This window comes from Streptomyces sp. Qhu_M48, assembly GCF_051305195.1.
Classification (GTDB): Bacteria; Actinomycetota; Actinomycetes; order Streptomycetales; family Streptomycetaceae; genus Streptomyces.
This window is the reverse complement of record NZ_CP195432.1, coordinates 1,520,123-1,546,825: the sequence shown is the minus strand read 5'-3', so window position 1 is coordinate 1,546,825 and position 26,703 is coordinate 1,520,123. Positions and strand designations below refer to the sequence as shown.

At 73.2% G+C, this 26,703-nt stretch carries 20 protein-coding genes; 8 read left to right on the top strand and 12 right to left on the bottom strand.

What is annotated here, in order from left to right; all coding sequences use genetic code 11:
- Positions 1 to 151 precede the first annotated feature (151 nt).
- Complete coding sequence (locus tag ACRRSS_RS07295) at positions 152 to 757, top strand: response regulator (RefSeq protein ID WP_435970405.1); 606 nt, start codon at positions 152 to 154, stop codon at positions 755 to 757.
- Positions 758 to 768: 11 nt separating this feature from the next.
- On the opposite strand, the gene ACRRSS_RS07290 is transcribed toward ACRRSS_RS07295, so the two are convergent.
- From ACRRSS_RS07290 to ACRRSS_RS07275, 4 genes are all read right to left on the bottom strand, one after another.
- Positions 769 to 2,079, bottom strand: coding sequence for a phospholipase D-like domain-containing protein (locus tag ACRRSS_RS07290; RefSeq protein WP_435970404.1), 1,311 nt, complete (start codon positions 2,077 to 2,079; stop codon positions 769 to 771).
- Entirely contained in the window at positions 2,076 to 3,551 is a 1,476-nt protein-coding gene (locus ACRRSS_RS07285; RefSeq protein WP_435970403.1) for an MFS transporter, read from the bottom strand. Before ACRRSS_RS07285 ends, ACRRSS_RS07290 begins: the two co-directional genes overlap by 4 nt.
- Positions 3,552 to 3,644: 93 nt before the next feature.
- Positions 3,645 to 4,835: a lipid-transfer protein gene (locus ACRRSS_RS07280; protein ID WP_435970402.1), complete on the bottom strand. Its 1,191-nt coding sequence runs from the start codon at positions 4,833 to 4,835 to the stop codon at positions 3,645 to 3,647.
- A 12-nt stretch (positions 4,836 to 4,847) separates the two neighbouring features.
- Positions 4,848 to 7,211: an acyl-CoA dehydrogenase gene (locus tag ACRRSS_RS07275; RefSeq protein ID WP_435970401.1), complete on the bottom strand. Its 2,364-nt coding sequence runs from the start codon at positions 7,209 to 7,211 to the stop codon at positions 4,848 to 4,850.
- 168 nt (positions 7,212 to 7,379) lie between these two features.
- Between ACRRSS_RS07275 and ACRRSS_RS07270 the strand changes: the two genes are divergently transcribed.
- Complete coding sequence (locus ACRRSS_RS07270; protein WP_435970400.1) at positions 7,380 to 7,961, top strand: hypothetical protein; 582 nt, start codon at positions 7,380 to 7,382, stop codon at positions 7,959 to 7,961.
- A 73-nt stretch (positions 7,962 to 8,034) separates the two neighbouring features.
- The gene (locus ACRRSS_RS07265; RefSeq protein WP_435970399.1) at positions 8,035 to 8,439 is read left to right on the top strand and encodes a DUF4259 domain-containing protein; all 405 of its coding nucleotides are present in this window, start codon (positions 8,035 to 8,037) and stop codon (positions 8,437 to 8,439) included.
- Positions 8,440 to 8,443: 4 nt separating this feature from the next.
- On the opposite strand, the gene ACRRSS_RS07260 is transcribed toward ACRRSS_RS07265, so the two are convergent.
- Positions 8,444 to 9,733 (bottom strand): hypothetical protein, encoded by a 1,290-nt coding sequence (locus ACRRSS_RS07260; protein WP_435970398.1) that lies wholly within the window; start codon positions 9,731 to 9,733, stop codon positions 8,444 to 8,446.
- 115 nt (positions 9,734 to 9,848) lie between these two features.
- Positions 9,849 to 14,567, bottom strand: coding sequence for an RICIN domain-containing protein (locus tag ACRRSS_RS07255; RefSeq protein WP_435975268.1), 4,719 nt, complete (start codon positions 14,565 to 14,567; stop codon positions 9,849 to 9,851).
- A 749-nt stretch (positions 14,568 to 15,316) separates the two neighbouring features.
- On the opposite strand from ACRRSS_RS07255, the gene ACRRSS_RS07250 reads away from it, so the two are divergent.
- The gene (locus tag ACRRSS_RS07250; RefSeq protein ID WP_435970397.1) at positions 15,317 to 15,949 is read left to right on the top strand and encodes a class I SAM-dependent methyltransferase; all 633 of its coding nucleotides are present in this window, start codon (positions 15,317 to 15,319) and stop codon (positions 15,947 to 15,949) included.
- 169 nt (positions 15,950 to 16,118) lie between these two features.
- Here ACRRSS_RS07250 and ACRRSS_RS07245 read toward each other — a convergent pair whose 3' ends face one another.
- On the bottom strand, positions 16,119 to 18,032 hold the full coding sequence (locus ACRRSS_RS07245; RefSeq protein ID WP_435970396.1) for a hypothetical protein: 1,914 nt from the start codon (positions 18,030 to 18,032) through the stop codon (positions 16,119 to 16,121).
- Positions 18,033 to 18,198: 166 nt separating this feature from the next.
- Between ACRRSS_RS07245 and ACRRSS_RS07240 the strand changes: the two genes are divergently transcribed.
- The 3 genes from ACRRSS_RS07240 to ACRRSS_RS07230 all read left to right on the top strand — a co-directional run bounded on the left by ACRRSS_RS07240 (position 18,199) and on the right by ACRRSS_RS07230 (position 21,183).
- Positions 18,199 to 19,095: an N-acetylmuramoyl-L-alanine amidase gene (locus ACRRSS_RS07240; protein WP_435970395.1), complete on the top strand. Its 897-nt coding sequence runs from the start codon at positions 18,199 to 18,201 to the stop codon at positions 19,093 to 19,095.
- Between the two features lie 105 nt (positions 19,096 to 19,200).
- Positions 19,201 to 20,058: a DUF5336 domain-containing protein gene (locus ACRRSS_RS07235; protein WP_435970394.1), complete on the top strand. Its 858-nt coding sequence runs from the start codon at positions 19,201 to 19,203 to the stop codon at positions 20,056 to 20,058.
- 114 nt (positions 20,059 to 20,172) lie between these two features.
- Positions 20,173 to 21,183, top strand: coding sequence for an LLM class F420-dependent oxidoreductase (locus tag ACRRSS_RS07230; protein ID WP_435970393.1), 1,011 nt, complete (start codon positions 20,173 to 20,175; stop codon positions 21,181 to 21,183).
- A gap of 9 nt (positions 21,184 to 21,192) precedes the next feature.
- On the opposite strand, the gene ACRRSS_RS07225 is transcribed toward ACRRSS_RS07230, so the two are convergent.
- The 4 genes from ACRRSS_RS07225 to ACRRSS_RS07210 form a co-directional block, all read right to left on the bottom strand.
- Entirely contained in the window at positions 21,193 to 21,741 is a 549-nt protein-coding gene (locus tag ACRRSS_RS07225; protein WP_435970392.1) for a hypothetical protein, read from the bottom strand.
- Between the two features lie 116 nt (positions 21,742 to 21,857).
- A complete protein-coding gene (locus ACRRSS_RS07220; protein ID WP_435970391.1) occupies positions 21,858 to 22,949 on the bottom strand; it encodes a prenyltransferase in 1,092 nt (363 codons plus the stop codon).
- Complete coding sequence (locus ACRRSS_RS07215) at positions 22,946 to 23,680, bottom strand: class I SAM-dependent methyltransferase (RefSeq protein WP_435970390.1); 735 nt, start codon at positions 23,678 to 23,680, stop codon at positions 22,946 to 22,948. The genes ACRRSS_RS07220 and ACRRSS_RS07215 overlap by 4 nt, the downstream gene beginning before the upstream one ends.
- Positions 23,681 to 23,804: 124 nt before the next feature.
- On the bottom strand, positions 23,805 to 25,148 hold the full coding sequence (locus ACRRSS_RS07210) for a glycosyltransferase family 4 protein (protein ID WP_435970389.1): 1,344 nt from the start codon (positions 25,146 to 25,148) through the stop codon (positions 23,805 to 23,807).
- 228 nt (positions 25,149 to 25,376) lie between these two features.
- Here ACRRSS_RS07210 and ACRRSS_RS07205 point away from each other — a divergent pair, with 228 nt between their 5' ends.
- The gene (locus ACRRSS_RS07205; protein ID WP_435970388.1) at positions 25,377 to 26,003 is read left to right on the top strand and encodes a TetR family transcriptional regulator; all 627 of its coding nucleotides are present in this window, start codon (positions 25,377 to 25,379) and stop codon (positions 26,001 to 26,003) included.
- Between the two features lie 59 nt (positions 26,004 to 26,062).
- On the opposite strand, the gene ACRRSS_RS07200 is transcribed toward ACRRSS_RS07205, so the two are convergent.
- Positions 26,063 to 26,608, bottom strand: coding sequence for a hypothetical protein (locus ACRRSS_RS07200; RefSeq protein WP_435970387.1), 546 nt, complete (start codon positions 26,606 to 26,608; stop codon positions 26,063 to 26,065).
- Positions 26,609 to 26,703: the final 95 nt, after the last annotated feature.

Sequence of the window (26,703 nt, the reverse complement as noted above, 5' to 3'; positions counted from 1 at the left end):
GCACTCCGGGGACCGGCCCCCGGGGCCTGGGCGAGCGGGTCGCGGCCGCAGGCGGCACTCTGGACTCGGGACCGGCTCCGCGGGGCGGGTCCCGGGTCACCGCGGAGCTCCCCGTGGAGGCCCCCGGCCCGCACGAGGGGGAGCCGACGGAATGATCAGACTGCTGCTGGCGGAGGACCAGGGCATGACGCGCGGGGCGCTGGCCCTGCTCCTCGGCATGGAGCACGACATGGAGGTCGTGGCGCGGGTGGGGCGGGGTGACGAGATCGTGGACGCGGCCCTGCTGTCCCGGCCCGACGTGGCGCTCCTCGACATCGAGCTGCCGGGGCGTTCGGGGCTCGACGCGGCGGCCGATCTGCGGACGGAGTCCCCGGAGTGCCGGGTGCTGATCCTCACGACCTTCGGCCGCCCGGGGTACCTCCGCCGAGCGATGGAGGCGGGCGCCGCCGGGTTCCTGGTGAAGGACGGGCCGGTGGAGGAGCTGGCGGAGGCGATCCGCCAGGTCCTCCGGGGCGAGACGGTCATCGATCCGGCGCTCGCGGCCGCCGCGCTCGGCGCGGGGCCGAACCCGCTGACGGCCCGTGAACGGGACGCGCTGGCGGCCGCGGTGGACGGGGCGGCGATCGCGGACATCGCGAAGGCCCTGCGCCTCTCGGAGTCGACGGTCCGCGACCACCTGTCGTCGGCGGTCGGCAAGACGGGCACCCGCGACCGCGTGGAGGCGGTCCGGGCGGCCCGTCGGCAGGGGTGGCTGTAGGAAGGCGGGCGCTACAGGCCCTCGGTCTGCGACGCCGTGCGCTGGGCCTCGAAGTTGCGGACGTACGCGTCGAAGACCGTCGGGTCCTGGTCGTCCTCGTACTTGAGGAGCGCCTCGTCGTTGTACCTGAGCGCGGTCAGCGTGTAGGTGTGGCTGCCGGTGAAGACGATCCGCTTGTCGACGCCGTTGAGGTACGTGCCCTCGATCAGCAGGTACTTGGTGTGGGAGTCGGTGCCGCCGCGGCCGTCGTTGTCGAGCTGGTGCAGGACGATGCGGCCCTTCCCGGTGGTGGGCCTGGTCAGCCAGTTGGCGACCTGTGAGGTGGGGACGCCGTCGGCCGGCCAGTTGTCGAGCGAGCGGTAGACGATCTCGACGTGGCAGCCCGCCTGGGCGAGTTCCCACAGCTGCCGGGCCACGTCGGTGCGGGTGATGTGGCCCTGGGCGATGCGGATCCTCGTACGGCCGTCGGAGGTGCCGAAGCCGGACCCGTTGCCCGCGCAGGGGTTGGTGGTGCCCGTCGGCGCCACCGTCCTGAGGATGTTGACGACCGTGTCGGAGGCCGAGCGGGGGAAGAAGTAGACCTTGGCCCTGCCGGCCTGGGTGTCGTGCGCGTAGTCGGCGACCTGCGGCGTCTGCCCGATGGCGGCGGCGGCCTGATCGGTGAAGTACGAGCCGTACGCGTCGAACAGTTCCTTGTTGTCGGCGACCGTCAGGGCGTCGTTCCACCAGGAGTTGAGGTCCTGGCCCGTGAGGTTGCCGGAGGACTGCACGACGACGTTGTCGACCGCGACGGTGCCCTTGCCCTTGGTGCGGGAGAACAGGAAGAACTTGTTGTGGTTGACGTTGTCGTACCAGCCGTCGGGGTCGGCCGCCGTGGTCCCAGGGTCGAGGGCGAGACAGGCCTCCATGTTCCTGCAGCTCCGCACCCAGGAGTCGGCGGCCCCGGCCGCCGCCAGCTGGGTCCGCAGGCTGTCGGCCCCCGTGGACCTGCTGTCGTGGTCGAGGACGACCTGCACGGTGACGCCCCTGCGGTGGGCGGCGCCCAGCTTGTCGGCGAGGTACTGCGACTGGAACAGGTAGAGCGAGATCCGGACGGATGAGCCCGGCTCGGCGCCGTCGACGAGACCCGCGAGGTGGGAGAGGATCCGGTTCCGGGCGGACGTGTCGGGGCTCGACGGCTCGTTGAAGACGGCGCCGGTGGTCACGGCCAGGACCGGCTCCGCGGAGGCCGAGGGCGCGACCAGCAGGGAGGCGCCGACGGCGAGCGCGGTGGCGGCCGTTCTGAACTTGTTCCTGATCGATATGTTCTTGATCGATTTCACCTGGGCATTGTCGCCTCCGGCGACCCGCGGCGGGCCGCCTTGGGGAGCCAGAGGAACATCAGCACCGCCGCCGCGACCAGGACCGCCGTCGAGACCCGGAAGGCCATGGCGTACCCGGGGACCAGGGAGGACGGGTCCGGGGCGCCGGAGGGGGCGGCCGTGGGGGTGGCCGCCGCGGCGACGGTGGAGAGGATCGCGAGGCCGAGGGCGCCGCCCATCGTCCGGGAGGTGTTGACCAGGCCCGAGACGAGTCCCGCGTCGCCCGGGGAGGCGCTGGAGGTGGCGAGGGCGGCGAGCGGGGTGGTCGCGAGGCCGATCCCGGCCATCATCAGGATGCCGGGGCCCAGGATCGTCCCCAGGAAGGTGCCGTCGGCCGTGAGTGCCGACTGCCAGGCGAAACCGGCGGCGGCGATGAGCGCGCCGAGGACGGCGAGGTTCCGGGCGCCGACCGCCGGCATCAGGTGCGGGGCCGCCTTGGAGCCCACGATGACGCTGAGGGAGCTGGGGACCAGGGCGAGACCCGCCTGGAGCGGGGTGTACGCGAGGACGCTCTGCGCGTAGTTCGTCATGAAGAACCACATGCCGAAGGAGGTCGAACCGCACAGCAGGATCGACACGTTGGCCGCCGTCACCGCCCGCGTCCGGAAGATCTTCAACGGCATCAGGGGCTCCGCCGTGCGCGCCTCCACCACCACGAAGAGCACCAGGAGGGCGAGGCCGCCGAGGAGCGTGAGCAGCGTCGCCGGGGCGGCCCAGCCCGCCTCCTCGGTCTGGACGATGCCGTACGCGAGGGTGGCGAGGCCCGCCGTGACGAGGACGGCGCCGGGCAGGTCGAGGCGGCGGCCCGCGTCGGCCCGGGACTCGCGGAGCCAGAGCAGCGCGCCCACGAGGACCAGGACGCCGACGGGGACGTTGATGAGGAGGACCCAGCGCCAGGACAGCAGGTCGACCAGGACGCCGCCGACGAAGCCGCCCGCCGCGCCGCCGGCCGCGCCGACCGCCGTCCAGGTGCCGATGGCCCTGGTGCGGGCGGCTCCGGCCGGGACGGCGCCGGTGACCAGGGTCAGGGTGGCGGGTGCCAGGACGGCGGCGCCGAGGCCCTGCACGGCGCGGGCCGCGACGAGCTGCCAGCCTTCCTGGGCGAGGCCGCCGGCGACGGAGGCGGCGGTGAAGAGCCCGAGGCCGAGCAGGAACATCGCCTTGCGCCCGTAGAGGTCGGAGGCCCGGCCGCCGAGCAGCATGAAGCCCGCGAAGGCGATCGCGTAGGCGTTGAGCACCCATTGCAGACCGAAGGCCGAGAGTCCGAGCTCGCTGCGCATCGACGGCAGCGCCACGTTCACGACGGAGACGTCGAGGACGACGAGGAACTGGCCGGCGCAGGCGATCAGGACGACCGCCCACGGACGTGCCCTGGGTATCGGCGGGGTGGAGGAGGTGCTCGTGGCGGAGTCGGTCTGCGGCATGGATGTCATGGTCGCAGACCGACTCCGCCCCGTACATGGACCTACGGCCCCAGGGGGTGTCCTGTCGATCACGCCGCGAGCCCGGCCTGATCGGCAAGGCACCTAGGACCTGCGCAGGAGTGTGACCACCGCCGCGCCGCCGAGCCCGATGTTGTGGGCGAGGCCGACCCGGGCCCCGGTCACCTGCCGCGCGCCCGCCTCGCCCCGGAGCTGCCAGACCAGTTCGGCGGCCTGGGCGAGGCCCGTCGCGCCCAGCGGGTGGCCCTTGGAGATCAGACCGCCGGAGGGGTTCACGACCCAGCGGCCGCCGTAGGTGGTGGCGCCGGACTCGACGAGTTCGCCGGAGGCGCCCTCCTCGCACATGCCGAGCGCCTCGTACGTGAGGAGTTCGTTGATCGAGAAGCAGTCGTGGAGTTCGATCACGTCGACGTCCTCGATGCCGAGCCCGGAGCGCTCGTACACCTGCCGGGCGGCGGCCCGGGACATCGGGCGGCCGACGGCGTCGACGCACGAGCCGGAGGCGAAGGACTCCCCGGTGTCGGTGGTCATCGCCTGCGCGGCGATCTCCACCGCACGGTCCCGCAGACCGTGCGCGTCGACGAAGCGCTCGGAGACCACGAGGGCGGCCGCCGCGCCGTCCGAGGTGGGCGAGCACTGGAGCCTGGTGAGCGGCCGGTGGACGGTCTTCGCGGCGAGGATCTCGTCGACCGTGTAGACGTCCTGGAACTGGGCGTTGGGGTTGTTCGCCGAGTGCTGGTGGTTCTTGGCGCCGACGGCAGCGAGCTGCACCTCGGTCGTGCCGTACCGCTCCATGTGTTCGCGGGCCGCGTTGCCGAAGATCTGGGCGGTGGGCGGGGACATCTCGAAGCCGTGGGCGGCGGCCATGATCCCGTAGTGCCGGGCGACGGGCGAGGTGGCGAAGTCGCCGGCGCCCGAGCCGCCGCCGAGGGCTCCCCTCGTCATCTTCTCGAAGCCGACGGCGAGGACGCAGTCGGCTATGCCGCCCTCGACGAACTGGCGGGCGGTCATGAGGGCGGTGGAGCCGGTCGCGCAGTTGTTGTTCAGGTTGTAGACGGGGATGCCGGTCAGCCCGAGTTCGTAGACGGCGCGCTGTCCCGCGGTGGAGGCCTGGAAGCAGTAGCCGACGGCGGCCTGCTCCACGCGCGCGTAGGGGACGCCCGCGTCGGCGAGGGCCGCCGTGCCGGCCTCTCGGACCATGTCCCAGTACTGCCAGTCCCGGGTCTCCGGCTTCTCGAACCTGGTCATCCCGACGCCGACGACGTAGGCCTTCATGACGTGTCCCTCTCAGTCCCTGGGAAGGCCGAGCAGCCGCTCGGCGACAACGTTGAGCTGTACCTGGGTGGTGCCGCCCGCGATGGTGAGGCAGCGGGACATGAGCAGTCCGTGGACGGCGCGTTCGCCGGGGCCCTCGCGGACGGCGCCCTCGGGGCCGAGGAGTTCGAGGGTGAGTTCGGCGAGCTTCTGCTGGTGGAGGGTCTGGACGAGCTTGCGGACGCTGGCGCCCGCGCCCGGTTCGAGGCCGGACACCTGGAGCAGGGTGGTGCGCAGACCGATGCACGCGAGCGCGTGCGCCTCGGCGAGGAGGGCGCCGATCCGGACGCGTACGGAGCTGTCGACCCGGTCCGCGTGGGCGATGACGGCTTCGAGGCCGGTGTCGAAGGCGACCTGGTCGGCCATGTGGACGCGTTCGTTGCCGAGGGTGTTGCGGGCGACCCGCCAGCCTTCGTTCACCTCGCCGACGACGGCGTCGGCCGGGAGGATCGCGCCGTCGAACCAGACCTCGTTGAAGAGGGAGTCCCCGGTGATCTCCTTGAGCGGACGGATGTCGATCCCGGGGGTGTTCCGCATGTCGACGAGGAAGTAGGTGAGCCCCTGGTGCTTGGGGGCGGCCGGGTCGGTGCGGGCGAGCAGGATGCCGTGGTGGGCCCACTGGGCGGCGCTCGTCCACACCTTCTGCCCGGTGATCCGCCAGCGCCCGTCCTCGGTCCGCTCGGCGCGGGTGCGGAGGGAGGCGAGGTCGGAGCCGGCACCGGGCTCGGAGAAGAGCTGGCACCAGAGGCGCTCGCCGCGCAGGGTCGGGCCGAGATGCTCGGCCTGCTGGGCCGGGGTGCCGTGGGCGAGCAGCGACGGCACGACCCAGGTGGCGATGGAGAGCCCGGAGACGGTGATCCCGGCCTCGTCCAGCTCGCGTTGGACGGCGAGCTGCTGGAGGGGGCCCGCGCCGAGTCCGTACGGCTCCGGGAGGTGCGGGGCCGCGTAGCCGGTGGGTGCGAGGGCGCGCCGGGCTGCGGCCGGGTCGAGTCCGGCGGCGGGGGCGACGGCCTCGCGGGCGGCGGCGCGGTACGGCTCGGCCTCGGGCGGCAGGTCGAGGCGGAGGGCGCGCCGGACCCCGGCGGCGGCGTGCCGGAGCGCGGCGAGCCGGTGGTGGTCGCCGGTGCCGAGGAGCTGGCGGGCCACGAGGGCGCGGCGCAGCAGGAGGTGGGCGTCGTGCTCCCAGGTGAAGCCGGTGCCGCCGAGGATCTGGATGCAGTCCTTGGCGCAGGTGTACGCGGTGTCGAGGGCGGTGGCGGCGGCGAGCGCGGCGGCGAGGGACCGGACGGCGTCCTCCTCGCCACGGCCCCCGGCTCCGGCGTCTTCCACGCCATGGCCCCTGGCCCCGGCGTCCTCCACGCCATGGCCCCCGGCTCCGGCGGTCTCGTCACGGCCTCCGGCCCCGGCGTCGGCGGCCGCGCGGGCGGCGTCCCAGGTGAGGGCGCGGGCCTGTTCGAGCCGGACGAGCATGTCGGCGCAGAGGTGTTTGACGCCCTGGAACTGTCCGATGGGCCGGCCGAACTGTTCCCGGGTCCGGGCGTGTTCGGCGGCGGTCTCGACGGCGCGGGCGGCGGTGCCGCAGGCGTCGGCGGCGAGGAGGACGGCGGCGAGGTCGTGGACGAGCGCGGTGTCGAGGGCGAGTTCGCGCGCTGCGGGGACGTGGAGGGCGCGGGCGGTGATCTCGGCGGTGGGCCGGGTGGGGTCGGCGCTCTCGTGGGGCCGGACGGCGAGCCCGTCGGTGTCGACGGCGAGCCAGACGGAGCCGTCGGCGGTGGCGGCCCGCAGGAGTACGAGGTCGGCCTGGGCGCCGCAGAGGACGGGGGGCGCGGCGCCGTCGAGGAGGTATCCGCTCGCGGTTCGGACGGCGGTGAGGGTGCCGGTGCCGCTTCCGGCGCCGCTGTCGATGCCCGGACCGCCCGACGCGCCCGGCCCGGCGGCCCCGCCCGCCCCGCCCGGCCCACCCGGACCGCCGAGAGCGACGGCCCCGATCCGCTCCCCGCGCGCGAGGGCTCCGGCCAACTCCGGTCGCCCGGCCCGGTGGAGGAGTTCGGCGGCGAGCACGGAGGGCAGATGGGCCCCCGGCAGCAGGGCCCGCGCGGCCTCCTCCACGACGACGACGAGGTCCCCGAGGTCGCCGCCCCCTCCCCCGTACTCCTCGGGCAGGTGCGGTCCGAGGAGCCCCTGCTCGGCGGCGGCGTCCCAGTACGAGGGCCGCCCGGTGGCCGTGTCGGGGACGTCCAGGTGCTTGCGGACCTCCTCGGGAGGTACGGCGCGGGCGAGCCAGCCCCGGACGGATCGTGCGAGCTCCCGCTGTTCGTGCGTGATGGCGATGCCCATGCGCGGCAGACTAGAACACGTTCCATTCTGACGGAAGGTCGGATACGGGACGGGAATCCCGCCGCGTCACGGATCGAACGCCGCCCGCCCCGGACCTCCGCCCCGGACCTCCGGGAGCGCGCCCTGTGGCAGCATCGTCGGAAGACGGAGCCGTACGCAGGGGGGAACATGGGCGCGAGTTGGACGGCGTTGCTGATAGCCGTGGTCGGCGTGGCGGGGACCCTGGGGGCCGCGCTCCTGACACAGAGCCGCGCGGACCGCACCAAGCGCATGGAGCTCCAGGCCGCCGCCGAACAGCGGCGCGAGGAACGCGGTCACGCGCAGGAGCTGCTCCTGGCGGAACAGGCCCGGCAGGGGCGGCACGAGAGCCTGGAACGCCGGCGTGCCTGCTACATCACGCTGAACACCGCCGCGCGCCAGTACCTGACGGAGATGACCAACCATCTCCACGCGCTGGGGCGGAACGAGGGCGTCGCCTCGTCCCTGGAGAACCTGGAGGCGGCCAGGCTGGCCTACCGGGACAGCTACGCGGAGGCCCAGATGATCGTCCCGAAGGTGGTGTCGCGTCCCGCCGGCGCGGCCAAGGAGCGCTTGAACGAGGCCTACGGGAAGCTCCGGAAGTACGCGGGGGACCCCACGACGTACGCGGAGGAACTGTCGACCATGGAGGCGGAACTCCACCAGGAGGTCTGGCCCTACGTCGGCGCGATGAAGAAGGCCATGCGCGCCGACCTGGGCGTCGAGGACTGAGCGGTCCGGGCGTTGTCAGTGGCGGGTGCCACGCTGGGGGGACAGTTGGACGACGCGAGAGAGCGAGCACGCCATGGGCACCTGGGACATCGGCCCCTTCGACAGCGACACCGCCGCCGACTTCTCCTACCGGGTGGACGAGGCACCGGCGGAGAAGAAGGCCGAGGTGCTGCGCGCGACCTTCCGCGACGTGATCGAGACCGGCGAGGAGTACCTGGACGCCGACGTGGCCGTGGAGGCGATCGCCTCGGCGGCCCTGCTGGCGGCCCAGTGCCCCGGCGGCGACCCGGTGACGACCTCGTACGCCCCGAAGGACCCGCTGCCGTCCCTCCCCGCCGCACTGCGCCCGGAGGCCGTCGCGGCCCTGGACCGCGTCCTCGTGGAGCCGTCCGAACTCCTGGAGCTCTGGGAGGAGTCGGACGGCGAGGCGTGGAAGGCGGGGGTGCGGAAGCTGCGCGCGGTCCTGGCGGGAGCCTGACCCGTCAGTTCCCGGGACCCGGCAGGTGGTCCTCGACGTGCTCCGGGCCGTAGCCGAGCCGTTCGGCCAGTTCCAGGTAGCGCGCCCGCCGGGTGCCGGTGACGGGGACCGCGTACGCCGAGAGGAGCTGGAGGAGGAGACGGAAGCCCAGGTCCGGGTCGACGGCCGTGACGACGTCCTCAAGGACGGGCGCCACGGCCCGCACCTCGGCCACGTCGGCGCGCGCGGCCTCGCGGACCTCCCGCAGCACGGGTTCCGCGAGCTCCGTCCGGGCGGACGAGACGTACGGCGAGTAGCAGGGATCGATCCGGGCCAGGTGCTCCCGGCACTCCCCGGCGACCCGCTCCAGCCAGGCCCGTACGTCCGCGTCGAACTCGTCCGCTCCGGTGACGCGCACGCGCCGGGACACGGCGCGCCACAGCGCGTCGAGGGCCGGGTCGGACAGAGCGGAGTCGAGGAGACGGCGCGCGTCCTCCAGGAGCACGGCCGCGTACGACCCCGGGACGTCCCCGTGGTCGGCGTCGATCACGCGCAGGATGTTCTCCCGCACGGTCCCTTCGTGGTGCCAGTCCGTGCCCCGGAAGACGGCCGCCAGCATCTGCGCGCCGAACCGGCCGACACCGAGGTCCCGCCGCCCGGGATCGACGGGCGGCCAGTGGACCTCCAGCCCCTCGTGGACGGCGTCCGACGGGTAGGCCAGGCGCTGTCCCAGCGCCGTCAGCCGGTCGTACGACTCCTTGCCGAGCGGCACGGAATAGGACTTCGCCACGCGCAGGAACAGCCGGAGACCCAGGTCCGCGTCCACCTCTCGCACCACGCGCAGCAACGCCGGCACGGCGTTCGGCACCGCGACGGCGCGGGCGAGCCCGGCACGGTTCGAGGCGATCTCGGCCGCCACCGCCTCCCGCAGCTCGTCCTCCGCCACCGTCGGCCGCACCTCGTCGAGGCTCCTCTCCTCGTACGGGTCCCGCTCCAGGACACGGGGCGGGCACGCCTCGGAGACCCGGCGCAGCCACGCGCGGACGTCCGTGCCCTCATCCGCCGGGTCGAAGCGGCGGCGCGCGGCGGCCAGCCACACCTCGCGCAGCGCCTCGTCCGGAAGCCCGGAGTCCAGGAGGAGCCGCACGTCCCGGCCCAGTTGGACGTCCTCGTCCTCCGCCCGCCTCGCGGCGAGCGCCAGCGTCACGCGTTCGTCGAGACGCAGCCCCGTTCGGGCGGCCAACGCTCCGGCGAACCCGCTGAGTCCGAAGTCCGTCCCATGGTCGTAGTAGTAGACCTCGCGCGCGCGTGCCATCGCCCTCTTCCTCCGTGTCCCTGTCCGTTCACGTGCGAACGGGCACCCTTCGGCAGGAAGGGTGCCCGTTCCTTGTCACTCGATCAGCCTGCCGGACGGGTGTCCGGCCACCGCGCTACTTCTTCGGCAGCGGGTACGACGTGAACACGACGTACTTGCTCGGGTTGTGCGGCCGGGGCTGGGCGGACTTCGGAACGTACCGGAGGACCACCCGGACGCTGTTGCTCGCCGCCTCTCCGGCCCGCTCGCCGCCGGCGCGCCACACGGTGCCGAGCGAGCCCTTGTCCTTCAGCGTCCAGTCGAAGCGGAGGCAGTCCCGTTCCGCGACGAACCCGTTCTTGTTCTGCGACTGCTTCCGCTGCCAGTTCTGGAACGTCGTGGCGTTGTCCCCGTGCTTGATCCACTCCTCGATCGCCTGCTTGACGGCCTCGGCCGCCGTCGCCTCGTCGGTCCACTTGCCCGCGATGCCGTCGACCTCGGCCTTGGCCCGCATCAGGTCGTCGGACTGGCGGACGTGGGTCCCGAGGGTGTGCGCGCCGAACAGCCCCTCGTCGGCGACGATGTTGGTGCAGTTGTGGACGAGGACGTCCTGGGGCCGCTCGCCCTGCGGACGCACGTAGAACGTGTGCGGCCCGTCGACCGTCAGGTCGAAGACCGTGCGCGGCGCCAGACCCGACCGGTCGCTCAGCGCGGTGACGGTCTGCTCCGTGCCCTGCGGGGTACGCAGCCGGTCGCCCACGCGCAGTTCGGCCACCGTCGTCCAGCCACGGCCGAGGACGAGGAACCGGTGCCCGATCGTGCTGGTGAGCAGACCGCTGTCGACGGAGATGTCCACCAGGCGCTCGGTGTCGTGGCGGAAGGTGTCCGTCACGCCCTGGGGCCGCAGGCCGCCTGTCCGGGGGTCGGTGGTGAGCACCCGGTCGCCGATCCGCACGTCGCGGATCGCACGGTGGGAGCCGTCGGCCATGAGGACTCCGGTACCGCCGGGGAAGCTGTTCCGCCGGCAGGCGACGAACACGTCCTCGTAGACGTTGACGGTGTCCTCGAGCCGGGCGATCGTCGCCGGGTCGAGGTCGAGGGCCCGCAGCGCGGCGAACGCCTCGCGGACGCCGACACCGGTGTGCAGGGAGGCGTTGAACGCGTGGAGCGCGTCGCCGATCGCCTTGTACGCCTTGCCGGGGATGAACCAGGTGGCGGCCCAGGCGCATCCGGCCCAGCTGCCCGACTCGCCCCCGGGTGCGATCTTCTGGGCGCACTCGATGAAGTCGCCGAGGAGGATCTTCACCGGGTCGATGCCGGAGTTGAACTCGACCATCGACAGGGTGTGCGTGACCTCGGTCTTCTGGTTCTTCAGGACGTCGGAGCCGAGGAAGACGACCGCCTCCGCCGGGCAGCCGGCCTCGGTCGCGGGCATGTCCTCGGCGGTGCACAGGTACAGGTCGATGTAGGCGTCGAAGTGGATGACGGCGGTGATCACGCAGTCGCCCACGTGGATGATGACGTTGCAGTTCTCCTTCTTCTTGATCTCCGGTTCCCCGACCGGGACCAGCTTGTCGACGACGTAGAAGACCCCGCCGACCCCGGTGGTGCCGCCGTCGGCGATGGAGTTGTTCTTCTGGGCGGCCTCCGCCCGGTCGGCTGCCGCCTGCGCCTCCTCGGCGTACTTCAGGGCGTCCTTGGCCGCCTCCTCCGCCTCGGTGGCGGCGGTGTCGGCCCGGTCGGCGGCCGCCCGCGCGTCCTTGGCGGACTGCTCGGCACGGGACGCGGCCTCGCGGGCGGCCTGGGCGTCGAGCGCCGCCTGGTCGGCGGAGTCACGGGCCTGTGCCGCGTAGCCCTCGGCGCGGCCGGCGGCCTGGTCGGCGGCGGCGGCGTCCTCGGCGGCCTTGCGGTCGTACTCGGCGGTGCGGGCCAGCGACTGCGTGGCCTTCGCGGCAGCGGCGGCGGCGTCGGCCGCGTAGCCGAGGGCCTCCTTCGCGTACCCCCGCGCGGTCGCCGCGTGCCCGGCGGCGTTGGCCGCGTACTGGTGGGCGATCTTCGCGTCGCCGACGGCCTGGTCGGCGATGCTCTTGGCCGCCACCGCCTCCGCCTGCGCGTTCTTGGCGTGGGCGTCGGCGACGGCCTTCTGCTGGTCGGCGATCGTCTTGGAACCCTGGCCGGTCAGGACGACGAGGCCGGCGGCCGAGTCGGTGGCGGCGTAGGGCGAGCCGAGCTGGATCGCGTCGTTGGCGGGCTTGGCGACCTGTACGGCGGCGTTGCCCGCGTCCACGGCGGCCTGCGCGGTGACGTGGGCGAAGCCCGCGGCCTTCGCGGCTGCGGCGAGGGCCTTCGCGGCCTCCTTGCTCGCCGCGTCCGCTTCGGCCTTGGCGGTCCTGGCGAGCTTCTGTGCCTCGTCCGCGAGCCGGACGGCGGTCTTGGCCTCGGCGGCGGCGTGCTCGGAGGCGTCGATGGCGTCGGCGGCGGCGCTGGTCGCCGTCCGCAGGGCGGCGTCGGCCTTCAGCCTGGCGGCCTGGGCCGCGTCCGCGTGTGCGCGGGACCGCTTGGCGGCGGCCTCGGCGCGGGTGGCGGCGGCGTCGGCCTCGGATGCCGCGCGCGTGGCCGCGTCGGCCTCACCGCGCGCCCGGCCGGCGGCGGCCTCCGCGCTGTCGGCGTGCGCCGAAGCCGCGTCGGCCGCGTCGCGGGACTCCTTGGCGTACTCGTCGGACTCGTGGGCCTGGGCGTACGCCTCCTTCGCGTCGGCCTTGGCGCGAGCGGCGTCGGCCCGCTGCTCGGCCTCCCAGGCGTCGTCCCGCTTGGCCTTGGCGTTGTCCCGGGCCTTGACCGCGGAGTCCTTCTTCGCGACCGCCGTGCTCTCGGAGGCCTCGGCCGCCTTCCGGGCGTCCTCGGCCTTCACGGCCTCCGCGTCGGCGTTCCTCCTGTGCTGGGCCGCCTCGTTCTGCTTCACGGCGGCCGTGTCCTTCTCCGCCTTCGCCGTGGCCTCCTCGGCCTCGGCCGCGAGACGCTTGGCGTGGGCGTCGGCGGCGGCCGCCTTGGCGTCGCCCTCGGCCTTCAGCGCGACGGCGAGCTTGGCCTCCGCCGTCTCCTTGTCCTTCTTCGCGTTGTCGCGGTGCAGCTTGGCCCCGTCGGCCGCCGCCTTCGCCTGCGACTCGGCGGTGCGGGCGGCCTCCTTGCGGAACTCGGCGTTGACCTGGGCGGTCTGCGCGAGGGCGCGCTGCGTGATGGTCGCGCTGTCGGCGGCGGCGGCCCGGGTGGCCGCCTCGGCGGTCTCACCGGCCTTCACCATCGCGGTCAGCGCCGCCACGGCCCCCTTGGTGACCTGGGCCTTCTGCTGGCCGACCAGGAGACCGCGGCCGCGCGGGGCGCCGGCGGCGTCCGCGATGCCGTACGCGGCCTGCACGGCCGTGTCGGAGGCGGTGGCCGAGGTCCTGGCCTTCTCCAGCTGGGCCTTCACCGTGGCCAGGTGCGTCTTCGCCGCCGCCCGGGCGTCGGCGAGGCCCTTCGTCGCCGCGTCGAACTGCGCCTTGACCGGGTACGGGGTGCTGCCGGCGCCCTTCTTCCCGTTCGGCTTGATCAGGTACTTCTGCGCGCTGGTGTCCTTGCAGTCGAACAGCCGCGCGTCCGTGCCCACCGTGAAGGCGCTCAGGTCCAGGCATTTGCCCGTGGTCACGCTCCGCAGGGTCGAGGGAGCGCGGACGTCGGCCTTCCACGACTGGCCCTTGGTGCTGTAGCAGTCCGTGATCTGGATCTTCGTCCCGTTGGCGGAGGCGTTCCCCGCCACGTCCAGGCACTTGAACGAGCCGGTGTTGCGGAGGTGGAGGTCCTCCTCGCCGCCTTCGAGGGACCACTCCTGCGAGGCACTGCCGTTGCAGGTGTGGATCTGGACGGGCGTGCCGTTGGTCTTGCCGCCGCCCTGGACGTCCAGGCACGTGCCGTTCGCGCCGGGCACCTCGATCACCGTGTACCCGTTGCCGATCCAGCCGACGCCGCCGGGGGTCCAGTGGTCCTGCCAGCGGGTGTAGTAGTCGGCAAGCCACGACTGGCCGACGAGCATGCTGAGGGCGTACGCGCCGTCCTGCAGCGCCTTCGTGGCGTCCTTGCCGGCGGTCAGGATCTGCTGCCGCTGCGCGGTCTGACCGGCTATCTCCTGCTGCCACTCGGACGCGGCGCGCGCCACCTGCTTGCCGAGGACCCTGTTGGGGTCGATCGGGTCGTGCCAGCCGCAGGCCCCGAAGCGGGCCTTGAGGTCCTCGACCGCGATCCGGAACTCCGGGCTGTCCGGCTCCGCGGCGGTCCGGGGGAAACCGCCGGCGCCGAGGAAGATCCGGGCGTCATCGGCGAACACCCGGGGCACGAAGTACTGGTTGGGCTCGACCTTCCCCGAGTTCTTCTTCCACAGCGCCCACGCCTCCTGCTCCTTCGGCGTTCCGCCGCTGGTGTAGAGGGGGTCGCCGATCGCGAGCGCCGCGGCCTTCGTCCTGTCGTCGGCGGTGGGCGAGGACTCGTAGAAGGGGTTGAACAGGTTGAGCGGGTCCGAGTAGCCCTGGTACAGCCACGGGAGCAGCCCGGTCTGTTCGAAGATCTTGCCCGCGTCCTTGGGGGCGTTGGGGTACGAGTCCAGGTTCGCGGCGCTGTTCCACGCGTTGCCCTGCTTCTGGACCTTGTCGAGCCACTGGTCCGTGAGGGTGCGGTCCAGGTTCCAGGCCGCGTGCAGCGGGGTCTTGTCGTCGAACATGTCCCGCTTCAGCTTCTCGTGGAGCTGGTCGGGCGGCAGGACGAGGGCGCTCTGCGCGAGGGCGTACAGGTTGGGCCCGCCCATGCGCAGGGCCTCGGTGCCCATGCACTGGTCCTCGCGCAGCCGCTCGGCCGCCTTGACGTCGTAGCCGTCGTACGAGTCGGCGGTGGCGGCGACGGGCTGGGCGTCCCGCACGGACAGGTCGGGACGGACGCCCAGACCACCGAGGACGGCGAGCGCCGTGACGGACGTGAGGGCGGTGGTGAGAGTCGTGGACGAACGTGATCGAGGGTTGAACAACCCCGGTTTGAACCGCAAGGAAGGCTTCCTTCACAGCAGCGAACGAGGGCGGGCAGAGGTGACCCGGGCGATGTGCACAGCGAGCGGGCATCGCGACACGGCGACGCCGATCCTCCCCGTGGCGGCGCCGTTCCCCCGACCGCCGATGACGTGCGCGCACCCCGAGGGACTGGTCAGGTCCCGATGCGCGGCGCTACTTAACCGCGAGTAACAAGCGCTCGGCAAGAGCCGCGCGCCGCTTTCGAGCGGGGAACGAAAACCCGTTTGCCGGAGTTCTCCGAGGTGTGCCGTGTGCAATCGCCAAGCTCACGAGCAGTGCGGCCTGTGTGAAGTCTGTGAAGAGACCGTAGAGTTGAGGGTCGTGATCCAGCCATATATTGGCCGGAAGACGGGGTCCTCACAGCTGTCGGGTTCGACCGCCGGGAGGTTTCGCTGCGAGGACCACGCTGGTGACGGTCGCGCCGACGGCGGTGACCGCGGGTGTGGTTCGCGTGCGACGCGTAGGGCACGATGGGCGCCCGTACCCGCGTACCCGCCAGTAGGAGGACCCGCCCATGGCCGCCGAGCCCACTCCCGAGATCCTTGCCGCCTTCGAGGGCGCGAAGGGCTTCATGCCCGTCGAGGAGGGGCTCGCCCTGTACGGGGCGGCCACGGAGGCGGCGAAGCTCGGGCTGCCGCTCCTGGAGGTCGGCACGTACTGCGGGCGGTCCACGATCCTGCTGGCCGACGTGGCGCGGCGGGCGGGGACGGTCGCGGTGACCGTGGACCACCACCGGGGCAGCGAGGAGCAGCAGCCGGGCTGGGAGTACCACGACGAGACCGTGGTGGACCCCGAGGTGGGGCTCATGGACACCCTGCCGACCTTCCGCCGCACGCTCCGCAAGGCCGGCCTCGAAGAGCACGTGATCGCCGTGGTCGGCCGCTCGCCGCAGGTCGCGAAGGTGTGGGGCGGGCAGCTCGGGTTCGTGTTCGTCGACGGCGGGCACACCGACGAGCACGCCACGAACGACTACGAGGGCTGGGCCCCCAAGGTCGCCCCCGGGGGTCTGCTCGTCATCCACGACGTCTTCCCGGACCCGGCGGACGGTGGCCAGGCCCCGTACCGGATCTACCTGCGCGCGCTGGAGTCGGGTGACTTCGAGGAGGTCTCGGTGACCGACTCGATGCGGGTCCTGCGCCGCCGCTGACCCCCGCACCGCACGCCGGCCGCCGCCGCTGACCCCCGCACCACGACGACGCCGCTGCCGCCGCCGAGCACCGCACCGCACGCGGCCGCCGGGCCCGGTGCCGTACGGAACGCGTCGACGGCCGCCCCCCGGTGGAGGGGACGGCCGTCGGGACGGACGGGCACCCGGATCAGAAGCCCGAGGTCACGTACAGGCAGTTGGTGTAGCTGTAGCCGGGTTCGATCTTGGCCTTGCTGGTCTTGGTGTCCCCGGCCGTGGACGTGCCGGTGGAGACGCGCTTCTGGAGGAAGTGGTAGTCGCCGGCGGGCAGCAGGAGGGTCGCCTTCGGGTACTTCGAGGACGGCCCCGTGCAGGCCTTGATCTTCTTGGAGCCCGCGAAGATCGGGCTCGGGTACTTCGTGCAGGTCCCGCAGGACTTGAGGGTGACCTTGCCGGTCATCGGACCGGTGTAGAGCAGCTCGACCTCGCCCGGGCCGTCGTTGCTGACCACCATCACCATCCGGGAGCCGCCGGGCACGTCGGCCGAGGGCAGCTTCCTGCCCGCCGCGGGCTCCTCCTCGGCGATCTCGGCGGCGATGGCGATGGAGCGGGCGTGCGCCGCGTCCGGGCTGCTCGGGTAGTCCTTGGCGTACTGGGTCATGGTCTTGACCGCGTCGTCGTACTCCTTGCCGTTGAACTGCGAGGTCCCGCAGGCGAAGTCGCCCCGCTGGACCCCGCTCGCGGCCTCCTTCGCCGCCTCTTCGAGGGCGGGGTCGGTCATGTTGTCGACGGCGGAGTCGAGCGCGCGCAGCTCTTCGGTGGTCTCGCAGGGGGTGGTGCCCGAGGTGAGCGCCGTCGTCCGGGTCTTGATCGCCGCCCGGACGGCCGGCTCGACCTGGGTCGCCTGGCGCGACTTCGGGAAGGTGTCGTACAGCGCGTTGAGGCTCTCGCTGGCGGGCGGGTCGGCGGCCTCGACACCGAGCGCGTCCGTCCCGCACTCGAAGAGGGACTCGGCCAGCGGTTCGTCGGTCTTGGCGGGCCGGACGCCGAGCAGCTCCTTGTCGAAGGTGGCGGCGAGCCCGCGCAGGTGCTTGAGCGGCGCGACGGCCTCGCAGTACGCCTTCTTCGCGTACGGGCGGGAGACCGTCTCGTAGTAGGTGTCGAGGCGCGCGGGGACCAGCTTCCCGGCCCGCGAACCCGCGTGCTTCGTGCCGAGGTCCTGGTAGGTGGCGAGCGCCTTGCGGTAGATCGGCTCGGCCTTGTCGAAGGTCAGGCCGTCGTCGGCGGTCTCGACCTGCGCGTCCGCCTCCGCGAGGCGGGCGAGGAGTGCCTCCTCCTTCGCCTCGTCGCGGGCCGCCCCGTACGCGAGCGAGCCGCCCGCGGGCACGGCGAGCAGGACGAGGGCGAGCGGCAGGGCGAGGCGGCGGAAGGAGGCGCCGATGGTGAGGGTGGCGCGCAGTCCGCGTCTCGCCCCGTCGGCGGCGACGGCGAGGAGGAAGACGCCGTAGCCGGCGAGGACCCCCAGGGGCACGCCGTCGACGTCGGCGGGGAGCGCGAGCACGAGCAGGGCGACGGTGGCGATCCAGCAGAGCGCGGCGCCGATCCAGTTGCGCAGGAGGACGTAACCGAGGCCCAGGCAGGAGAGGTTGAGCAGGCCGATCATGGCGGCCTGCGCCCCGTTCGCCTCGCCGCGCGGCTGCGCGGGCGGCTCGGCCGCGTACGGGGGCGGGCCGTATCCGGGCGGGCCGTACCCCGGCGGCGGTCCGTAGCCGGGCGGGGCGCCCGGCGGCGGAGGCGTACCGGCACCGGCCCAGCCGGGCGCGGTGGCGGGGCCCGTGGCGGGCGCGGGGCCGGGCTGCCCGGCTCCCGGCGGCGGCCCGGACGCGGCGGCTCCGGGCGGTGTGCTTCCACCGGGCGCCTGGCCCGGCGGCGGGCCTCCGGCGGGCGCGGCTCCGGGCGGCGGGCCGAAGCCCTGCGCGGGCGGCGTGGCGGCGGGCCCGGGCGGCGCCTGCCACGGCGCCGCAGGAGTCCGCGGGTCCGGCCCGCCGTCACCGACTGGTCGGTCGGACGGTTCGGGACGTGCGTCGTTCGGTTCTTCCCCCACCACGGTTCCCCCTCGTGGGTCCATGCGCGGTGACACCCCACCGTCGCCTCTGGAGACCTACCCTTCACGGTCCGCGCACACGCGTCCACCGTTCTTCGAAGCCGGTGACCAACCTGCGACCTACCCGCTACGGGATTTCGCCCCATACAGGGCCTAGAGTCGCCGGGTGCCGTACGACCACCGTGAGATCACCCGCCGCCCCCTCGCCCTCGTCCTCGCCGCCGCGGGCTGCTGCGCCGCGCTCGCCGGCTGCGGGGCCTCGCAGGCCTCGCCGCCGAGCGGGAAGTCCGCGCAGGGCCCGGAGGCCCCGCGGGAGAGCGGGGCGACGCCTCCCCCCGCCGCCACCGGCCGGCCGTCCGCCTCCCCCCTTCCCGCCTCGCCGACCGGCCGGTCGCTCGCCGGGCGGACCGTCGTCATCGACCCCGGTCACAACGCCGGCAACTTCCGGCACTCCGCGGAGATCAACAGGAAGGTGGACATCGGCACCACCCGCAAGGAGTGCGACACCACCGGCACCGCCACGAACGCCGGATACACCGAGGCCTCGTTCACCCTCGACGTCTCCCACCGGCTGCGCGACCTCCTCGTCGCCCGGGGGGCCGAGGTGGTCCTCACCCATGACGCCGACCGCCCCTGGGGCCCGTGCATCGACGAGCGCGCGAGGATCGGCAACGCGGCCCGCGCCGACGCCGTCGTCTCCGTCCACGCGGACGGCTCCGCCGTCGGCGACCGGGGATTCCATGTGATCCTTCCCGCACGCGTGAGCGGAGGTTCCGCCGACACCGCGAGGATCGTCGGCCCCTCCCGTGAGCTGGGCGAGCGGATCGCCGACGGGTTCGCCCGCGCGACCGCGACGGCTCCGGCCAACTACCTCGGTGCCGGTACGGGGTTGGACGTCCGCGACGATCTCGGGGGACTCAATCTCTCAACCGTCCCCAAGGTCTTCGTCGAATGCGGCAATATGCGTGATCCGAAGGACGCGGAGCTGCTCACGTCGGCGACGTGGCGGCAGAAGGCGGCCCAGGGGATGGCGGACGGCATCGCGACCTACCTCAAGGGGTAGAAGCGGCGGGCGATAGATTCGCTCCGTACGATGGGCCCGCCCCGTGCCATGAAGCCCCGAGTGCCACCCCCACGCGACGACCGACGACCGACGAAGGACTCTTACGTGAATATCCGCTCCCTCACCCGAGGCGATGGCGTGCTGATCGGTGCAGCGGTGGTGCTGTTCATCGCCTCGTTCCTCTCCTACGCCGGCTGTGACGGCCCGGACGAGATCTGCAAGCAGGTCGACCTGCCGAACTCGTGGGAGGCGTCGCCGCTCGGCTGGGGCTCCTTCTTCCTCGGCATCGCCGGTGTCGCCCTGGTGGTCCTCTCCCGCGGCCTGCCGCAGCAGCGCAAGGTGGCCGGCCTGGAGCTCGGTCAGGTCGGCACCGCGTTCACCATCGCCTCGGCGTGGACCCTGCTGATGTGGGTCTTCGAGTCGACGAGCGCCGGCGCGGGCCTGATCCTCGGCCTCATCGCCGCCCTGATCGCGGCCGGTGCCGCCGTGGCCGGCCCGCTGGTCCCGGCCCTCAAGGCCCCGCTCGTGGGCGCGCCGCGCCCGCAGACCCCGCAGCCGTACGGCATGCAGCCGGGTCAGCCCGGCCCGCAGGGCGTCCCCGGTGGCTACGGCTACCCGGGCGCGCAGCACCCGCAGTACGGCGGGCCGCAGGACTCCTCGCAGGGTGCGGGCCAGCCGTTCGGCGCGCAGGCCCCGGCTCCGCAGCCGCACGCCCCGCAGCAGCCCGAGCCGCAGGCGCAGGCCCCGCAGGCGCAGCCGTCCTCGGACTTCGCGCCGTTCTGGTTCGCCGTACCGATCGCCCGTCCGCTGTACGGGGAGGACGGCTCCCAGGCGCCGATCGCCGAGCTGGCCCCGGGTACCTGGTACCTGGCGGTCGAGCAGCGCGGTGCCGCCCTGGTGGCGCAGACGCAGGACGGGCGTCGTGGCGTCCTCCAGGACACCACGGGCATCCAGCGCGGCTGACGCCCGGCAAGTACCTCGACGGCCCCTCGTCCGGAATCCCTTCCGGGCGGGGGGCCGTTGGCGTACAGTCCCCGCACGCACTGTTCCTGACGGAGCGTCAGAAAGGATGCGGGCATGCGCCTCGGACTCGCCCTCGGCTACTGGGGCCGCGGCCCCTCCCCCGCCCACCTCGACCTCGCCCGCGAGGCCGAGCGGCTCGGCTACGACTCCGTCTGGACGGCCGAGGCCTGGGGCTCCGACGCCTTCACCGCCCTGACCTGGATCGCCGCCCACACCAGCCGTGTCAAGCTGGGCACCGCCGTCGCGCAGATGGCCGCCCGCGCCCCCACCACCACCGCGATGCACGCGCTCACCCTCGACCACCTCTCCGGCGGACGCGTCCTGCTCGGGCTCGGCCTGTCCGGGCCGCAGGTCGTCGAGGGCTGGTACGGGCGCCCCTTCCCCCGCTCCCCGCTGACCGCGACCCGCGAGTACGTGGACGTGGTCCGCCAGGTGCTGCGCCGCGAGGCCCCGGTCCGGCTCGACGGACGCCACCACTCCCACCCGTACACCGGGGCGGACGGCACCGGCCTCGGCAGGGCGCTCAAGCCGATCACCCACCCGCTACGGGCCGGGCTCCCGGTCCTGCTCGGCGCCGAGGGGCCGAGGAACATCGCGCAGACCCTCACGATCGCCGACGGCTGGCTGCCGCTGTACTGGACCCCCGACCGCTGGGCCGAGGTGTACGCGCTGCCCGAGCGCCTCCCCGAGGGCTTCCTCGTCGCCCCCATGGTCCGGGCCCGGCTCTGCGACGACGTGGCGGCCGGGCTGCTGCCGGTCAAGGCGATGCTCGGCTTCTACATCGGGGGGATGGGGCACGCGGCCCGCAACTTCCACGCCGACCTGATGGGGCGCATGGGGTACGAGAAGGAGGCCCGGCGCGTCCAGGAGCTGTTCGCCGCCGGGCGGCGCGACGAGGCCGTCCTCGCCGTGCCGGACGCCTTCGCGGACGAGATCTCGCTGGTCGGCCCCCGGAACCGGATCGCCGAACGGCTCGACGCGTGGCGGCGGGGCCCGGTGACGGACCTCCTGGTCACCTCACCGGACCCCGCGACCCTCCGCCTCCTGGCGGAGCTGAACGCCTGACCGGGCGGGTCACCCGCCGCTGAGCTGGGAGGCGCTGGGGACCTGGTCGACGACCTCGGCACCGGCGCTCCTGCCCGCGTCCTTGACGCTGTTGATGACGCTCTCGAAGGCGCCGACGTCCGCGTCGCCCACCTCGCCCTTGCGCAGCTTCGTCCCGAGCTCCTTGAGCGACTCGATGCCGGCCGTCAGCGGCGCGACCGCCTTCGAGAGCAGCGGGTCGCCCTTGGCGTTGTTCGTCGCCGCCTTGAGCCGGTTGTACGTGAACGCGCCCGCGAGGCCCGCCTTGACCAGCGCGAAGGTCCGGCCGTCCGCGCCCTTCTTGAACTTGCCCGCCCGGTAGGGCTTCACGATCCACTGGTACGTGGCACCCGCCGCGAGTCCGGCGTTGGCGACGAACCGCGTCTTGGCGAGCTTCTGCTGCTCGAAGGTGGCCGAACTCGTCGGGGTCGCGGCAGCGCTCACGCTCTGCGTGTCGTCACCGCCGCACCCGGCGGTGGTCAGCAGCAGGGCGCAGGACAGCAGCAGTGCCACGACTCCGCGCGACAGACGTCTGGGCACGACGGGACCTCCGTGGGGCTCGGGACTGTGGCGTCAGCCTCACCCCGGCCCCACGGACCCGCCACCCGGGCGACTCCGTCCGGGTGCGGGGGCCCGGCCCCCGGCCCGTACGCTCCTCAGGTCCCGCAGCAGTCCGGTTCGAGGCCGGTGGGGAGGCGTTCGCCGCCGAAGACGGCCACGGTCGCCTCCTCGCCGCCGAGGGCCGCCACCGCGAGCAGCAGGGAGCCGGCCGTCCAGCTGGTCTGCTCCTCCGGCCACATGGCCTTGTCGCTCTCGTTCTCGCCCTCGAAGACGTACCCCGTCCAGTACATGCCGTTGTCGGCCCGCAGGTGCTGGATGTCCTGGAGGATCGTGAGGGCCCGGTCCGACTCCCCCACCGCCCAGAGCGCGAGGGCGAGTTCGCAACTCTCGCCGCCCGTGACCCAGGGGTTGGGGACCACGCAGCGCACGCCGAGGCCGGGCACGACGAACGTGTCCCAGTCCGCCTCGATGCGGACCTTCGCCTCGTTCCCGGTGACCGCGCCGCCGAGGACCGGGTAGTACCAGTCCATCGAGTAGCGGGACTTGTCGAGGAAACGCTCGGGGTGCCGGCGTATCGCGTGCCCGAGGGCGCCGGCCGCCAGCTCCCAGTCGGGCTGCGGCTCCTCGCGCTCCTCGGCGATCGCGAGGGCGCAGCGGAGCGCCTGGTGGATCGAGGAGCTGCCGGTGAGCAGGGCGTCAATCACCGGCGCGCCGTCGGCCTCGCGCTTCCAGCCGATCTGGCCGCCGGGCTGCTGGAGCCCGAGGACGAACTCGACGGCCGCGTAGACGACGGGCCACATCCGGTCGAGGAAGGCGTCGTCGCCGGTCGACAGGTAGTGGTGCCAGACGCCGACCGCGATGTACGCGACGAAGTTGGACTCACGGCTCCGGTCCGTGACCCGGTCGGGCTCGCCGTCGTGGTAGGCGGCGAACCAGGAGCCGTCGGCGTTCTGGTGCCGGGCGAGCCACTCGTAGGCCCGGGCGGCGGCGGCGTGCTCGCCGGCCGCGTCCAGGGCCATGGCGGCCTCGGTGTGGTCCCACGGGTCGAGGTGGTGGCCCCGGAACCACGGGAGGGCGCCGTCCTCGCGCTGTACGGCGAGTATCCCGGTGACGGTCTCGGCGGCCTGCTCGGCGGTGAGCACCCCGGGCAGGACGAGGTGTTCGGCGATCCGCTCGGGAGAGGTCACTTGGTGTCGGCCTTCGGGAGGTGCGGCTTGGTCGCGTACGCCACGAAGCTCTTGCCGACGACCGGGTTGAGCAGCTGCTCGGCGACCCGGGTCAGGGCGGGCTTCTTCATGATGTCCCAGACCAGGAGCTTGTGGTAGGCGCGGACCGGCAGCGCCTTGTCGTTGTCGACGCCGAAGGCGCACTTCAGCCACCAGTACGGCGAGTGCAGCGCGTGCGCGTGGTGGGTGCCGTACGGCTTGAGTCCGGCCTGCCGGATCCTGCCGAGGAGCTCGTCGGCCTTGTAGATGCGGATGTGGCCGCCCTCGACCTCGTGGTACGCGTCGGAGAGCGTCCAGCAGATCTTCTCGGGGCCGTACCGGGGCACGGTGATCGCGATGCGGCCGCCGGGCTTGAGGACGCGGACCATCTCGGCGAGGACGCCCTTGTCGTCCGGGATGTGCTCCATGACCTCGGAGATGATCACGACGTCGAAGGACTCGTCGGGGAAGGGCAGGTTGAGGGCGTCGCCCTCCATCGCGGTGGCGGTCGCCCCCGCGGGGGCCTCCCCGGCCTCCTTCATGGCGGCGAACCACTTGGCGACCTCGCGGATCTCCTCGCCGTTCCGGTCGAGGGCCACGACCTGGGCGCCGCGCCGGTAGCACTCGAAGGCGTGCCGCCCCGCACCACAGCCCAGATCGAGCACACGGTCGCCGGGGGCGAGCGGGAAACGGGTGAAGTCGACGGTCAGCACGAGGCCCTGCTTTCGCGGTGGGGAACTGGTTGGGGGCGGACGTTCCGCGGGATGGGACCGCCGGGGGAACCGCCGGCGGGCACCACCCGGCCGCCGGGCCGCACCCGGCGACGAGGGCGAGGCGTCACCGGCGGGCTCCGGCGCCCTGCCGGGCCACCGCCTCGCGGTACAGCTCGGCCGTGCCCTGGGCGGCACGGGCCCAGGTGAACCGCTCCAGGACCCTGGCCCGCCCGGCCGCACCGAGCCGGGCCCGGAGACCGGAGTCACCGAGCACCCGCCCCAGGGCGACGGCCAGCGCTCCCGCGTCGCCCGGCGGCACCGCGAGACAGGTCTCGCCGTCGGCCCCCGCGACCTCGGGGATCGCCCCGCCCGTCGTGGCGACGAGCGCCGTCCCGGTGGCCATGGCCTCGGCGGCGGGGAGCGAGAACCCCTCGTACAGCGAGGGCACGCAGGAGACCTGGGCGGAGCGCACGAGGTCGACGAGCTCGGCGTCACTGATGCCCTTGACGAACTCGACGGCGCCGCCGAGCCCGTACCGCTCGATGGCGGCGGCGACGGGCCCGTCCTCGGCCCGCTTGCCGACGACGACGAGGTGCGCGTCGGGGTTCTCGGTGCGGAGCTTGGCGAGCGCCTCGATCAGGTGGATGAGGCCCTTGAGGGGGACGTCGGCGCTGGAGGTGGTGACGATCCGGCCGGGGACCTCGGCGACGGACGGGTCGGGCGACCACACGTCGGTGTCGGCGCCGATGTGGACGACCCGGATGCGGTCCTCGCGTACGCCGAGGTGGTCGACGATCTCCCGCCGGGAGGTGCCGGAGACGGTGAGCACGGACGGCAGCCGGCGGGCGACGCGCTTCTGCATGCCGGTGAAGGCGTACCAGCGGCGGACGGAGGCACGGCGCTTCCAGTCGGCGGCGGCGTCGAGTTCGAGCTGCCGGTCGACGGTGATGGGGTGGTGGATCGTGGTGACCAGCGGGGCGCCGATCGCGCGCGGGCCGCCGAGGAGTCCGTATCCGAGGGTCTGGTTGTCGTGGACGACGTCGAAGTCGCCGCGGCGGGCGGCGAGCATCCGCCGGGCCCGCAGGGAGAAGGTGAGCGGCTCGGGGAAGCCGCCGGTCCACATGGTGGCGACCTCGACGGCGTCGATCCAGTCCCGGTACTCGTCGCGCTTCGGGGTGCGGAAGGGGTCCGGCGAGCGGTAGAGGTCGAGGCTGGCGAGCTCGGTGAGGGTGAGCCCGGCCAGGGCCTCGCCGTCGACGACCTCGTCGAGGACGGGATACGGCTGAGAACCGATGACCTCGACGGTGTGGCCGAGGCGGGCGAGCTCGCGGGAGAGGTGCCGGACGTAGACGCCCTGACCGCCGCAGAAGGGGTTCCCCTTGTACGTGAGGAGAGCGATCCGCAACGGGTCGTCACCGGCTGCGGTGACGCCCTGTCGGGGGCTTGCCTCTATGGCCTCAGCGGTCATGCGCGACCCCCTTCGAGCGTGCGTTTCGCCGGAGCGTAACCGCTCGCGCTAATCTAGAACAAGTTACAGACTTGATCGTTCTTGATCTTCTGGCCTGATCTCCTTGATCCTTCAAGGAGGAAAGAATCTACCGGCAGGTAGCTCCATGGTGAGAGCCGGAACAGGTGATTCGCGCCACGGCGCCCGCACCGCCATACTGTCGCTCCCCACCGCACGGAACGGGACCTCATGACCGCAGACAACAGAGCGGACCACAGACCCGCGTCGCCGCCCCTCACGGAGCGCCAGGAGGCGCGCCGCCGCCGCATCCTGAACGCCAGTGCGCAGCTCGCGGCGCGGGGCGGCTTCGACGCCGTGCAGATGCGGGAGGTCGCGGAGGCGGCCGGAGTGGCCCTGGGAACGCTGTACCGCTACTTCCCCTCCAAGATCCACCTGCTGGTCGCGACGATGCAGGACCAGCTCCAGCACATGCACACCACCCTGCGGAAGCGGCCACCCGCCGGCGCGGACCCGGCGGAGCGGGTCGCGGAGACCCTGATGCGGGCCTTCCGCGCCCTCCAGCGCGAGCCGCAGCTCGCCGACGCCATGGTGCGGGCCCTGACCTTCGCGGACCGCGGGGTGAGCCCCGAGGTGGACACGGTCTCGCGGCTGACCACGGCGATCATCCTGGACGCGATGGGGACGGAGCACCCCACCCCGCAGCAGCTCTCGGCGGTCCGGGTGATCGAGCACACCTGGCACTCGGCGCTGATCACCTGGCTCTCCGGGCGCGCCTCGATCGCACAGGTGAAGATCGACATCGAGACGGTCTGCCGTCTGATCGACCTGACGGCGCCGGAGGCGGCGACGCGCTGACGTCCCCGGCCCGCGCCCCCGGCGGGACGCGGGCCCGGGGCGCGCGCGGTCCGGGAGGGTCAGGACCCCGTCTGGGCCTTCGCGTTCTCCTTCGCGATGGCGGCCGCGCACTCCGGGCCGCCGTCGACGGCCACGAACATGACCAGCTTCAGCGGGCCCGCCGAGTGGTTGCTGGCCTGGAGCTGCCAGCTGCTCTTCTTCAGGGACTTGATCACCGAGCCGCCCGTCCCCGAGCTGCGCGCCTCCGTCCAGCCGCCCTTGACCAGGGTCGCGACCGTGTCCGTGTAGGACTTCGCCGGGTCCGCGGCCTTCTCGCCGTCGGCCGTCCAGCTGACCATGCAGTCCTTGACCTCGGCCGGGACCTGCTCGCCCGAGGCGTCCTGCGTGAAGCCGGCCCCCGTCGCCGCGTCGGTGAGCTCCTTGGTGACCGCGGCCCCGTCGAGCCGGTCGTCACCCGACCCGCCGGATCCGCCCGTCGCCGCCGAACCGGCCGAGGCCGAACCGCCGGACCCGGAACCGCCCTTGTCCGAGCCACCGCCACTGCCGCAGCCCGCCACCAGCAGCACCACACCGGCGGCCGCGGCCACCCACTTCGCCTTGCGCACAGCACTCCCGAATACGCACACACGAAGGCCTCTTGCCCCCGTTGCCAAGCGCACAGTTTTGCACGCGGGAACGACAGGGGGGCGCAAAGAGCGGG